The organism is Pseudoalteromonas sp. OF7H-1, assembly GCF_022347825.1.
Taxonomy (GTDB): Bacteria; Pseudomonadota; Gammaproteobacteria; order Enterobacterales; family Alteromonadaceae; genus Pseudoalteromonas; species Pseudoalteromonas maricaloris.
This window is the reverse complement of the sequence record NZ_JAKRFX010000011.1, coordinates 119,136-132,768: the sequence shown is the minus strand read 5'-3', so window position 1 is coordinate 132,768 and position 13,633 is coordinate 119,136. Positions and strand designations below refer to the sequence as shown.

The 13,633-nt window shown below is 42.3% G+C and carries 10 protein-coding genes; 9 read left to right on the top strand and 1 reads right to left on the bottom strand.

Annotated elements, in window-relative coordinates; all coding sequences use genetic code 11:
• Positions 1–11: 11 nt before the first annotated feature.
• The 9 genes from atpF (at position 12) to MHN30_RS14785 (ending at position 11,263) form a co-directional block, all read left to right on the top strand.
• Complete coding sequence (atpF, locus tag MHN30_RS14825) at positions 12–482, top strand: F0F1 ATP synthase subunit B (RefSeq protein WP_010376882.1); 471 nt, start codon at positions 12–14, stop codon at positions 480–482.
• Between the two features lie 16 nt (positions 483–498).
• On the top strand, positions 499–1,032 hold the full coding sequence (gene atpH, locus MHN30_RS14820) for a F0F1 ATP synthase subunit delta (protein ID WP_010604141.1): 534 nt from the start codon (positions 499–501) through the stop codon (positions 1,030–1,032).
• Between the two features lie 14 nt (positions 1,033–1,046).
• Positions 1,047–2,588, top strand: a complete 1,542-nt coding sequence (gene atpA / locus MHN30_RS14815; RefSeq protein ID WP_010376884.1) for a F0F1 ATP synthase subunit alpha — start codon at positions 1,047–1,049, stop codon at positions 2,586–2,588.
• Positions 2,589–2,640: 52 nt separating this feature from the next.
• Positions 2,641–3,501 (top strand): F0F1 ATP synthase subunit gamma, encoded by an 861-nt coding sequence (gene atpG / locus MHN30_RS14810; RefSeq protein WP_010604140.1) that lies wholly within the window; start codon positions 2,641–2,643, stop codon positions 3,499–3,501.
• Positions 3,502–3,533: 32 nt separating this feature from the next.
• Complete coding sequence (gene atpD, locus MHN30_RS14805) at positions 3,534–4,919, top strand: F0F1 ATP synthase subunit beta (protein ID WP_017218546.1); 1,386 nt, start codon at positions 3,534–3,536, stop codon at positions 4,917–4,919.
• A gap of 13 nt (positions 4,920–4,932) precedes the next feature.
• Positions 4,933–5,349, top strand: a complete 417-nt coding sequence (locus MHN30_RS14800; RefSeq protein ID WP_010376888.1) for a F0F1 ATP synthase subunit epsilon — start codon at positions 4,933–4,935, stop codon at positions 5,347–5,349.
• A 494-nt stretch (positions 5,350–5,843) separates the two neighbouring features.
• Complete coding sequence (locus MHN30_RS14795; RefSeq protein ID WP_130165233.1) at positions 5,844–6,905, top strand: efflux RND transporter periplasmic adaptor subunit; 1,062 nt, start codon at positions 5,844–5,846, stop codon at positions 6,903–6,905.
• Positions 6,902–9,991 carry an efflux RND transporter permease subunit gene (locus MHN30_RS14790; protein WP_239360148.1) on the top strand — a complete coding sequence of 1,030 codons (3,090 nt, stop codon included), beginning with the start codon at positions 6,902–6,904 and terminating at the stop codon, positions 9,989–9,991. The genes MHN30_RS14795 and MHN30_RS14790 overlap by 4 nt, the downstream gene beginning before the upstream one ends.
• Positions 9,992–11,056: 1,065 nt before the next feature.
• Complete coding sequence (locus MHN30_RS14785; protein WP_130165231.1) at positions 11,057–11,263, top strand: hypothetical protein; 207 nt, start codon at positions 11,057–11,059, stop codon at positions 11,261–11,263.
• 162 nt (positions 11,264–11,425) lie between these two features.
• Here the strand turns inward: MHN30_RS14785 and MHN30_RS14780 are convergent, their stop codons facing one another.
• Positions 11,426–13,567, bottom strand: coding sequence for a winged helix-turn-helix domain-containing protein (locus tag MHN30_RS14780; RefSeq protein ID WP_239360147.1), 2,142 nt, complete (start codon positions 13,565–13,567; stop codon positions 11,426–11,428).
• Positions 13,568–13,633: the final 66 nt, after the last annotated feature.

Sequence of the window (13,633 nt, the reverse complement as noted above, 5' to 3'; positions counted from 1 at the left end):
GAGGAGCGGTCGTGAACTTAAACGCCACTCTAATAGGTGAATTAATCGCATTTGTGGTCTTCGTATGGTTCTGTATGAAGTTCGTATGGCCACCACTAAATGGTGCGATTGAAGCTCGCCAGAAGAAAATTGAAGATGGTTTAGCGGCATCTGATGAAGCTGAGAAAGAACTTGAGCGCGTACGTGCACAAGGTGCTGAACAGTTGAAAGAAGCGAAAGCACAAGCGGCTGAAATCATCGAACAAGCTAAGAAGCGTGCTGCGCTGATTGTTGACGAAGAGACTACTCGTGGTCAGCAAGAGCGTGAAAAAATCATTGCTCAGGGACACTCTGAAATTGAGTCTGAGCGCAACCGTGTGAAAGAAGAGCTGCGTTCACAAGTCGCTGCACTTTCTATCGCAGGCGCTGAGAAGATTTTAGAGCGTGAAATCAATCAAGCCACACACAGTGACATCGTTGAAAAACTTGTCGCTGAGCTTTAAGTAGGAGGGTATGAGCATGTCTGAATTGACTACTATCGCTCGCCCATACGCTAAAGCGGCTTTTGAACTTGCCGTTGAAAAAGGCACAGTTGAAGCTTGGAATGAAATGCTGTTCTTCGCTGGTCAAGTTACCAGCGACGAGCAGGTTCAGGCGCTACTTGGTAGCATCGCTACTGAATCACAGCAGTCTGAAATCATTATCAAGTTATGTGCTGAGCAACTCAATGAACAAGGTCAAAATCTTATCAAGCTGATGGCCGAAAATGAGCGTTTAGCCGCCATCCCAGCTGTTGCAGAATTGTTTGCAGAATTAAAAGCAGACTATGACAAAGAAATCGAAGTAGATGTGGTTTCGGCAACAGTGCTTGCAGATGATACGCAAGCAAAATTGGTCGCGGCACTTGAGAAACGTTTCGCACGCAAAGTTAAGCTGAATTGTAGCATCGACGAAGCCATTGTAAGTGGCCTAGTGATTAAAGCCGGTGACACCGTAATCGACGGTTCTGTTCGCGGCAAGTTAGATCGTCTTGCGACGTCGCTACAATCGTAATTGGGAAAAAGAGCATGCAACTTAATTCCACAGAAATTTCTGCACTGATCAAGCAACGCATTGAGCAGTTTGAAGTTGTAAGTGAAGCGCGTAACGAAGGTACTATCGTATCTGTTACCGACGGTATCATCCGCATCCACGGTCTTGCTGACTGTATGCAGGGTGAGATGATCGAGCTTCCTGGCAACCGTTATGCTATCGCACTAAACCTTGAGCGTGACTCAGTAGGTGCTGTAGTAATGGGTCCATACGCTGACCTTAAAGAAGGCGTAAAAGTTAAATCAACTGGTCGTATCCTTGAAGTACCAGTAGGCCGTGGTCTACTAGGTCGTGTTGTTAACACGCTAGGTGAGCCAATCGACGGTAAAGGCGCTGTTGATAACGATGGTTTTGAACCAGTTGAAAAAATCGCACCTGGCGTAATCGAGCGTCAATCAGTAGATGAGCCAGTACAAACTGGTTATAAGTCTATCGATGCGATGATCCCAGTTGGTCGTGGTCAGCGTGAGCTTGTGATCGGTGACCGTCAGACTGGTAAAACAGCACTAGCAATCGATGCTATCATCAACCAAAAAGACACAGGCGTTAAGTGTGTGTACGTAGCGGTTGGTCAAAAAGCGTCAACAATTGCTAACGTAGTACGTAAACTAGAAGAGCACGGTGCACTTGCAAACACTATCGTAGTAGTTGCTTCTGCATCAGAATCTGCAGCGCTACAATTCCTAGCGCCGTTCTCTGGTTGTACTATGGGTGAATACTTCCGTGACCGCGGTGAAGATGCACTAATCGTATATGATGATTTGTCTAAGCAAGCTGTTGCTTACCGTCAAATCTCACTACTACTTAAGCGTCCACCAGGTCGTGAAGCATACCCAGGTGACGTTTTCTATCTTCACTCACGTCTTCTAGAGCGTGCGTCTCGTGTAAACGCTGACTACGTTGAGAAGTTCACTAATGGTGAAGTGAAAGGTAAAACAGGTTCATTGACGGCATTGCCAATCATTGAAACTCAAGGTGGTGACGTTTCTGCATTCGTACCTACCAACGTTATCTCAATCACTGACGGTCAGATCTTCTTAGAAACTGACTTGTTCAACGCAGGTATCCGTCCAGCGGTTAACGCTGGTATCTCGGTATCTCGTGTAGGTGGTGCAGCTCAAACTAAGATTGTTAAGAAACTAGGTGGTGGTATCCGTCTAGCGCTAGCTCAGTACCGTGAACTAGCGGCGTTCTCTCAGTTCGCTTCTGACCTTGATGATGCAACTCGTGCACAGCTTGAACACGGTGAGCGTGTAACAGAGCTAATGAAGCAGAAACAGTACGCACCTATGTCTGTTGCTGATATGTCATTATCGCTATTTGCAGTAGAGAAAGGCTTCCTAAAAGATATCGAAATCAACAAGATCCTTGATTTCGAAGCAAGCCTAATCGCATTTGCTAAGAGCGAGTACGCAGAGCTAATGGCTCAAATCAATGAAACTGGTAACTACAACGCCGAGATCGAAGCGCAGCTTAAAGAGCTTCTTGAGAAGTTCAAGTCTACGCAAACTTGGTAATGTGTTATTAAGGTGAGTAGGTAACTACTCACCGAGATTCGGAGAGAGAGTCATGGCCAGCGGAAAAGAGATAAAAAGCAAGATCGGGAGTATCAAGAATACTCAAAAGATCACCAGCGCAATGGAGATGGTTGCCGCTTCTAAAATGAAGAAGGCACAAGAACGCGTAGCGTCTAGTCGTCCATACGCTGAAAACTTACGCAAAGTGATCGGTCGTGTTGCTCAGGCTAATCTTGATTTCCATCACCCGTTCCTTGAAGAACGTGATGTGAAACGAGTTGGTTATATCGTTATCTCTACAGACCGTGGTCTTTGTGGTGGCTTAAACTCAAACGAGTTTAAGCGTGTAGCGAAAGACGTGAAAGCGTGGAAAGAAAAAGGTGTTGAGGCGTCGTTCGCAACACTAGGTAGCAAAGCTGCTGGTTTCTTTAGACGTTTTGGTGGTTCGCTTGAAGCCAAAAAGGCAGGGCTGGGAGATGCACCTTCAATTCAGGACGTAATTGGTCCTGTAAAAGTAATGCTAGATGCATACGAAGAAGGCAAAATTGACCGCTTATTCGTTGTGTACAACAAGTTTGTCAACACAATGAAACAAGAGCCTGTTATCGATCAGTTATTACCTTTGCCAAAAGCTGAAGAAGAAGTATCAGCTCACGCTTGGGATTACTTATATGAGCCAAGCCCAGAGGCGATTTTAGAGACACTAATTGTGCGCTTTATTGAGTCTCAGGTTTACCAAGGCGTAGTTGAGAATGCTGCCTCTGAGCAAGCTGCCCGTATGGTTGCGATGAAAGCCGCAACTGATAACGCAGGTGGCCTGATTGATGAGCTACAGCTGGTATACAACAAGGCACGTCAAGCCGCAATCACACAAGAAATCAGTGAGATTGTGAGCGGTTCGGCTGCCGTGTAACGCTTCGGCAAAGTTTAATAAGAGGAATAGACATGAGTTTAGGTAAGGTCGTCCAAATTATCGGCGCCGTTGTGGACATCGAGTTTCCACAAGACAACGTGCCAGCCGTATATGACGCACTAAAAGTTACAGAAGGCGACTTAGCTGGTTTGACACTAGAAGTGCAACAGCAGCTAGGTGGCGGTGTGGTACGTGGTATCGCACTAGGTAGTACTGACGGTCTACGTCGTGGTACTCCAGTACAAGGTACAGCTGAGCCAATTAAGGTTCCAGTTGGTACAGCAACACTAGGTCGTATCATGAACGTACTTGGTGACGCGATTGACGAAGCGGGTCCTATCGGTGAAGAAGAGCGTTGGTCTATTCACCGTGCAGCACCATCATACGAAGATCAAAGCAACTCTGTTGAGCTTCTAGAGACTGGTATCAAGGTTATCGACCTTGTATGTCCATTCGCTAAAGGTGGTAAAGTTGGTCTATTCGGTGGTGCGGGTGTAGGTAAAACCGTAAACATGATGGAACTTATCCGTAACATCGCAATCGAGCACAGCGGTTACTCAGTATTCGCAGGTGTTGGTGAGCGTACTCGTGAGGGTAATGACTTCTACCATGAGATGAACGACTCAAACGTACTAGACAAAGTATCTCTAGTATATGGTCAGATGAACGAGCCACCGGGTAACCGTTTACGTGTTGCACTAACTGGTCTAACAATGGCTGAGAAGTTCCGTGACGAAGGTCGTGACGTACTATTCTTCGTAGATAACATCTACCGTTATACACTAGCAGGTACTGAAGTATCAGCACTTCTAGGTCGTATGCCTTCAGCAGTAGGTTACCAGCCTACACTAGCTGAAGAAATGGGTGTTCTACAGGAGCGTATCGCATCAACTAAGACAGGTTCAATCACTTCAATCCAAGCGGTATACGTACCTGCGGATGACTTGACTGACCCATCTCCAGCAACAACGTTTGCTCACTTAGATGCGACAGTAGTACTTTCTCGTGATATCGCGTCTCTAGGTATCTATCCTGCGGTAGACCCTCTAGATTCAACTTCACGTCAGCTTGACCCACAAGTTATCGGTCAAGAGCACTACGACACAGCACGTGGCGTTCAGACAGTTCTTCAGCGTTATAAAGAGCTGAAAGACATCATCGCAATTCTAGGTATGGACGAGCTATCTGACGAAGATAAGCAAGTTGTATCTCGTGCACGTAAGATCCAGCGTTTCCTATCTCAGCCGTTCTTCGTTGCTGAGGTATTTACAGGTGCTCCTGGTAAATACGTATCTCTTAAAGACACAATCTCTGGCTTTAAGGGCATCCTAAACGGTGATTACGATGATATGCCTGAGCAGGCATTCTACATGGTTGGCTCAATCGACGAAGCGATCGATAAAGCTAAAAACATGTAATTAGGAGGTTGTTATGGCAATGACAGTACACCTTGATGTAGTAAGTGCAGAGCAGAGCTTGTTCTCTGGCGCTGTGACTACTATCCAAGTGACAGGTAGTGAAGGTGAGCTTGGTATTCATCCAGGTCACGCGCCACTACTGACTGGCCTAAAACCTGGTATGGTACGTTTGGTTAAAGCAGATAGCTCAGAAGAAGTTATCTACGTTGCAGGCGGTACGCTTGAAGTTCAACCACAAACAGTAACTGTTCTAGCGGACGTTGCTATTCGTGCGGAAGAGCTTGACGAGCAAGCTGCTGAAGAAGCTAAACGTGAAGCGCAAGCGCAAATGGCTTCTGGTACTACCGGTGAGTTGGATTATCAACAAGCTGCGGTACAACTAGAAGAAGCCCTTGCTCAACTACGCGTTATTCGCCAGCTGCGCAAATAAGCAACCACCTATCTGGTTATCAAAAACCCACGCATCGCGTGGGTTTTTTTATGAACGATGTATACCACCCAATCAATTTGAAAGTATCAAGCCGACCGACCCAAACGAAGTTCAAGATTTCTTACCGAGGTTGCCTCCTTGGGTTTATTCCAATTCACTTAATTAAGCGAATTGGTATTACTTAGTACATTTAAACTTTCCTACTCTTAGGAGAGCTACAAAATGGCAACCAACTTATTGTGACAGTATTAATTCTTTATGTTGAAGTTCTTTCTTTAGGAATGCTGACGTATCAAATATGCCGGCTTAAGCTGTTTGTCACGATTCATTACTTTCTGTATTTGTTGTAATAACTATATGTTTATTATGCTAATAATTACTTGGTCACACGTTGTGGCGTGAGGTAACAACACTTCACTTCTCGTATCCGCTCTCTACTCTCTAAACTCACCCAAACAAACACAGAGAAAAGAGAAATCAACGGGGATCAAGTTATGAAAATTTTTACGCATCAAGTCGGTTTGTTGTTGCTACTCCTTGTGTCTCAGCACAGCTTAGCGCAGCGTATCGTGACTACCGCTCCGGTTGTCGAAAATAGCCGAGGGATCACGAGTAAGTTGGTTGCAGAGGTTGTTGATTCAGATGCCATCGTACTATCTAGTTACAGCAGCGCGCACGTTCTTAGGATTAAAAAGATTGGAGAGCGAGTAAATGCTGGCGATGTGATTGCACAATTGGATACTCAATTTCTATCGTTGTCGGAGCAAAAAAAGCGCTTTGAGATTCACCAAGCTGAGGCTCAGGTACAGCATCTTAATGTTGAGTTAAAGCGACTCGAAACCTTATCAAAAACTAAAAGTGTTAATCAATCGGAGTTAGATCAGCTTACTTATGAGCTTGCGAGCGCCAAAAATAAGGTATCTGAGCTTGAAGTCAGTCTGACTGAAATCCAAAGACATATTTCGCTTAGTACAATTCGTGCTTCTGAAAGTGGCTTTGTTGCAGAAACCTTCGTACGTAAAGGCGAATTTGTCCAAGAAGGGGATGCGATTGCAAGAGTCAATAATTTTGCTGCGATTGAGCTATCTAGTCAGCTTCCCATTGAACTACTTGATTATATTGATGAGCATGCTGAACTGAGCATCGAAAGTGAGCTACAGGTACCGAAGCGTATAGGCACAGCCAAAGTCGCGAGAGTAGTACCTGAAGTAAGTGTAGGGACTGGCGCTGTAAAGCTATTTGTTGAACCGGAACCTGGATTGAAAGATAAGCTAGTATTAGGCTCTAACCTGTCCATACAACTCACAATCACGATACCAAATAGTCTGCTTATTCCTGGTGATGCGCTGATCCCAAGAGGCAAGGATAGTTTTGTTTACAAGTTAAAAGCTGATAGTTCAGTAGAAAAAGCCAATGTAAAGGTGCTTGCTGGCATTAATGGTGATTATGTCGTGAGCGGTGCACTATCTGCCGGGGAGGTTGTTGTCACTCGAGGTGGGCTAGGTTTGAAATCCGGTGATGTAGTAAAAGTGGATGAAAGGGTAGCTCAATTATGAATAGCAGAATACTGAAAAACCCTCACTACGTGGTGAGTTTTTTTCTCATCATAATCATCTTGGGTATTGCTGCTATACCCAAACTCCCTGTTCAATTACTTCCAGATATTGGTGAAGACCGAATTGTTGTAGGAAACTTCTGGCCGGGCGCATCGCCCATGGAAATGGAGCGTCAGATTGTTGAACCAGTAGAGGAGCTGCTAAGTAAAGTGCCCGGAGTGTTGCGTTATGAAACCGATACTGGGACTGGGTTTGCTTGGGTAAATATGACCTTTCAGCCAGGCACCGATATGCAGGAGGCTTATATTGAAGTTATCGATAAGATGAATCAATTTAATACGCGGCCAAAAACAGCACTAGAACCAATCATTCAAAACAAGTCAAAAGATAATAAAGGAAGCATTGCCGGCCTAGTACTTTTCCCAAATAGTGCAGGGGTTCCGGCTGATCGAACAAGATACACAGAAGTATTTGAGAAATATGTTAGACCTAGAATCCTAGCGATTCCGGGCATTAGCAGCCTCTCGCCTTTAGCGTCTACTGAACAGCGCATAGATATTATTTTTGACCCTGAAAAGTTGACTAAATACACGTTGACGATAGATCAAATGCTAAATATTTTGCGCAATTCTCTAGATCAAAGTGTCGGTATCGTTGAACAAGGTACACGCAACTTTGCGGTACGTTTTGAGGGGCGTCGTGATATCTCAGATCTCAATGGGCTAGTTATCGCTAAGAATGAACAAAAGGTGGTTACACTCGGTGATGTTGCCTACATCGAAAATGCTTTTGTTACTGATTCATCGCCAGTTTACTGGAAGCGACAGCAAGCTTTTTATGTCAGCGTTAATGCCGCAACGGGCTCAAATGCTTTGGCATCTTTGGCACAATTAAGAAAAGTGATGACTGAACTCAATACTACAGTACTGCCTGAGCTAGGTGTACAAATGGAATTGACCAAGGATGACTCTAAAACCATCAATAGTGCAGTAAGTATGGTGCAAAATAACCTGATCCTTGGGGTTGTATTATCTACTTTAATTCTATTTTTGTTTGTTAGAAAGCTCCCGGTTATCGCGATGATATTCATCAGTTTACCAATTTCCATTTTGGCCACATTTTTGGCTATGCAGGTTTTGGGTAGAACATTTAATGTGATATCGCTTGCCGGTATTGCTCTGTCGACAGGCATGATTTTGGATGCTGCAATCGTCGTGGTTGAAACTGCAGTGCGATATCGAGAGCAGGGGGAGCGTGTTGTAGACGCGATACATAAAACGATGGCTGAGGTATCGGGAGCGCTGGTAAATTCAGTGGTATCTAGCATTATCGTATTTGCTCCAATACTTTTGATGCAAAGTGCAGAGGGCAAGTTATTCCACGATTTGGCCATCACTATTTCATCGGCTCTAGGCGCTTCTTTGTTTGTTGCATTACTGCTGTTACCACTGCTTTTACGCTATATTTTGCCTAGCATCAAGGCTCTGGATACGACAGGAGACTTTGTCGATAGAATTTCTGCACGCCTTGCACGTATGGTAGTAAGTTCACGAAACCGAAGTCTGATGCTCCTGTTATTAGTGGTAGTACCAATTGCCGGACTGATATTACTCGCGCCTAAGTTGAACATTCTACCGCAAGTGGAAGGAACGCGCGTTAACGTATCTGTTAATGTCAACCAAAGTATGAATCATGAAGCGTTAACCAGTGAGTTGTTGATGCCCATAAATCAACTGATTGAAGCTGAGCAGGAACAGCAACAAGGCCCACTTATTGATAAATTTTTGTCATTTGTTTCGGGAAGTTCGTCGGTCCAGTTGGTGCTATACCCCAAAGAGCCTGAGCAGGCTGAGCAATTAAAGTCTTGGGCAAAAAACACACTGGACGCGGCTTTTCCACATGCGAATGTGTATGCCAACTTTAACTCTTTACTTGGTTTTGGTTTGTCTACCAATCGCCGGGTTACTATCGACTTTACCGGTACGTCGCTGGATGATTTGCAATTAATTGGGCGTGAAGTGTATGAGCATCTAAATACCAATATGGGTTATGCCAACCCGTGGAGTAATACACCGCTTTATAATGATGACCCACAAATTATCTTTACTCCAAAAGACAATCAGCTGCTTGAGTTGGGAGAGTCCCAGTATAATTTGTCGCAGAAGTTACGTGCTCTGACCGACGGTGTCTATATTGGGGAATATTCTAATGGCACAAAAAACTTACCAATCTATATCAAAGGGGAAGATTGGGATGCCATCAATAATGTAATGGATACACCGTTGTATTTTCCACTTGAAAACAAAGTTACCCTGTTAAGGACCTTAGTTGATTATGAGTTGGATGTCGGGCCAAGTTCTTTATATCGTCTAAATGGCTTTCGTACATTGTCAATTAATGTAACGCCACCGCCTAGCATTCCCTTATCTACCTTTATTGACGATCTCAAAGTTCAAGTGACTCCTATTATTGAGCAACATATGCCACAGTCTGTTTCGGTGTCCTATCGTGGTAGCGCAAGTAAATTAAATGAGCTTATTTCGGATATGCTGCAACAGTTTAGCTTTGCAATGCTAATTCTATTTTTACTTGTATCCGGGTGGTTTAAGTCTTTCCGCAATGGTTTGGCTATTATGCTATCGTTACCTATTGCACTGATTGGCGGGATGTTAGCACTCAATACCGTTAATCTTTTTACCTATCAACCCTTAGATGTTATCTCAATGATGGGGTTCATCATTCTAATTGGACTCGTTATTAATAATGCGATTCTGTTTGTTGGTCATTTTAATGAGCTTGAAAGTTTGCGCTATACCATAGGCGATAAAATTCAGTTAGCGATTAAATCACGAGCACGGCCCATATATATGAGTACACTGACAAGTATTTTTGGAATGTTGCCTCTGGCCATTATTCCTGGCGTGGGTTCGGAGATTTATCGTGGCTTGGCCATTGTGATCGTTGGTGGTATGACATTCAGTGCCATATTTTCTCTTTCTGTTATGGCTGCTTTGTTAAGTTTACCCGTTTTCGTCAAATACAAAGAGCGAGAAGCCCACTTCCCACATGCTGAAACGGCTTCATAATATTTATTTACCTAGTTGAACTCCATCAAGGCCACACTTAGTTGTGGCCTTTTTATTGTATTGCACGTTGTAACTCTTATGAGTTGTAGAACTCTGGTTTTGCTTTGAAACGTGTAAAGTTGGAACCCCCATCAAGGCTACACGATGTGTCATATTATGCCCTAATGTACAAGAGTATTTGAGTCTGTGCTGAGCGCTATGATATTAAGTATTAATCGAATATTACACCCAACAATACGCCTCTTATTTAACATTACGATCTGATTTCCGTAAGCTTGGGAGTCATTATTGTGAGTTAATTGGTAGTGAAATTGTGACAGACTTATTTCATTACAGCAGCTTACACACTAAAACTTAGTTAGCAGCGTTAACTTATCCTCTTATTACAACTATTCAGGTCCCATTCCATCTTCACGCTCTTGTGACTATCCGCTATGAATAGCCTAATAAAACAAATAAGTACTTAGTAATAGATAAAAGATAGCAATATTGATTTTTTACAAATTGTTGTTTTTGTTGGTTTTATTTCTATTTTTGGAATGTAATCAATTGAAATAATGCGTAGTCATGAATGGTGGGGTGGTAAATAGGCTTTTTACGCTTAAAGTAGATTCATCAAATCGAAGCACGATAATAAAGTAAATGAGTGCTCGATATAAACTCGATATAAATTAAACTCAAAAATTGGAAATAAATATGTTCTCTACATTAAAAAAACTAGCGCTAACAACTCTACTTACTTTAACTACAGTATCTGTAAATGCTTATGAGCAAGATACTAACAGTCAAGATAGTGCAACAGTAACAGATGACTTTGTAGTAACACCTGCATGCCCTAGTTTTCCCAAGTGTTGGCCGGCTCTACCTCCAACATCAACGTCACAACACAGCACAAATAAAGAATAAAACGATAACATCGAAGAGGTTGCTTACGTCCTATTTCCGATGCTGAAAAAGTGGTAATAGGTGATGCACTCAGTAGTGATAATGTTACTGAACAAGCACGACTAAACAATAAATATAATTAAAAATCAATTAAAAACAATAATTACACAAGGATATAATATGTTTTCTAAAATAAACTCAACAACAATGAAATCACTTTTTATCGGCACCGTGTTTTTTATTTTATGGGCGCCAGCAAAGGCTTCTGAGCAACCTTATTACACGAATGGTGCCAACACCACAGGTACCCCAAATGGTGAGATTATTACCCCAAGTTGCCCAAGCTTCCCTAAGTGTTGGCCGGAAGATAATTCAACGGAAGAGTAATAATGATATTCTACTGCCAAGTGGATACTTACATGCGATAGTTAGATTATTTAAGGTCGTATAGTAAAAGGTTAAGAAAGGCGTTTTAACACCTATGATCGTTCTAGCCCGTTGTCCTCTGCAAAATGATATGTGATGCAGAGGACACTTTATCGTATCGAGTTAAAAATAGACGTTGTAAAGGTCAGTACTCGGTGCTGCTCGTTGCAGTAGCAATAGTTTTTGTTCGCTCGGGTGGAGTTGAAATTTTGCGTAGAATGCGTATTTCAGTAGAGAAGCTCGCTCAGACTTGCCTGAATTCAAATCTGTACGAACCAAATCATACTTATAACCATTTGAGACAGAATAATAGACGTATTGAGATGTGAGGTGCCAAGAAATATTAGACGCTAGCTCTAGCTTTGCTATCGGTTTACTTTCTTTCATCGTGTCTAATGGTGCTCGATACAATTGGCCATCAGTACGCTGATAATATAGATACTGCCCTTTGGGATCCTCTTTTGCACTGACTACATTAGAAAGCAGTGGTTCTGATTTACCGCTGTTGACATCTTGGCGGATAAGCCAAAACTGATTGCCTTCCTTTCGTGAGAAGTAGATTGAACGTCCATCATTGCTCCAGCTCGGGTTTTGAATATTTTCTAACTGAGTGGTTAGATAGTGTATTTGTTTGCTATTGATATCTAAGGTAAATAGTTGGCGGTCTAAAATACCGAGTATGGAGTGATGCTTCGGGTGATACTCCAGATCGCTTATATTGTGATGCTGAGTAAACTCGGTTAATAACTCCATTTTTCCTGATGTTGAATAAGTAACGATTTGTGGAATATTGTCATATTCATAGCGGAATACTATGCTATTTGAGTCTGCCAGATAATCGGGATGTCCCTCTTTACCCGCAAGTGAAAACTCAAATAAGTTGTTGATGTTATTATCAAAAAATGGATTTTTAACTTCAATAATATCACGCACATTTTCTTCTTCTTTACCTACTAACAAGCAATGTTTTCCGCAGGTACTGTAAATTGAAGATAGCCCAAAATCGGTTTGCACTTGAGGGGTGAGCTCATTTTTCTGAGCGTTAAAAAAGAAGATTTCATTATTATTTGAAAGATAAAGGCCTGAACCGCTTTCATCCCAGACGATATTTTGCGGTATAAAGTCAAGTACGGTATTGCTCTGCACTTTTCCAGAGGTCAATTCTAAAATGATCAAGTGTGTACGTTGATAATTTGAGTATCTTAAAACGCCAAGGCGTGATCCATCCCCTGAAATTGCTGAAAAGTAATCTCCATAAGGATTAAAGTCTGGGTAAGTTACCTGAGTTAGGCGCTTACTGTTAATATCGATCTTAAAGATGGTATTTGGATAATCCGATTGCTTTTTCAGGGAAAAGTACAGTGCACTATCGTCTGGAGCCCAGGATAAATTTGGCTGAGATGTATCATACTCATAGATCACCTCTTCCTTAGAAACATCCATTGCATCATTTAGCGATAAGATGACTAGTTCTGCATGATTACCTTTTTGTTTTTGTGCAGCGATTTTCTTTCCATTTTTAGAGAATTTAGCGGAATAATAATTAGCCTTGCCTGAGTTTAACCTTTTAGTAACGTTGGTTGACAAAGATTTAATGTATAAGTTAAAAAAACCCGACACGTCTTTACGATGAGAATAGACGACCATATCCGACTCTTTGTGGTAATCCGCCCAATCCTCTTCACCTGACATACTGGTGACTGCTTTTATTTGTTGTATTTCCTTTTTAGTAGGTTTCAAAATATAAGTGTAAGCCACATAGCAAGTAATTAATATTACTATAAGCAATATTAACAAATACTTAGCTTGATTTTGAATGGTTTTTTTAATGTTCTTATTATCAGGGGGTTGAATATTGCCATCGGTGTGATCAGCGCCGTTACCTTGTGTGACCGCCTCTATATTTACTTCGGCAATAAGCAGGTAGCCTTTGCTTGGTACGGTTTTTATATAAGTAGGAGACTTTACATCGTCACCTAGCGCATCTCTGAGCTTTTTAACCACTCGGCGAATAGCGTTATCTGAAACGATGCGCCCATCCCAAACATGATCAAGCAGCTCTTTTTGGCTTACATAGTCACCTTGGCGCTTAACTAGGTAGCATAAAAGCTCCATGGTTAAGGGTTCTAGCTTAATTACTCGTTCGGCTTCATTCACGGCGTTGTTGTCATACAAGCGTGTTTTTTTGAAATCGATCTGAAATTGACCAACTGTAATTTGTTTATCTTCTAACCAAATTGCCCTGTTAACACTATTACCATTCATGATTGCATTGTGTTTATTTAATGTGTTTTTTTGTTACCGACCAATGTAACACATTATAATGGGAAG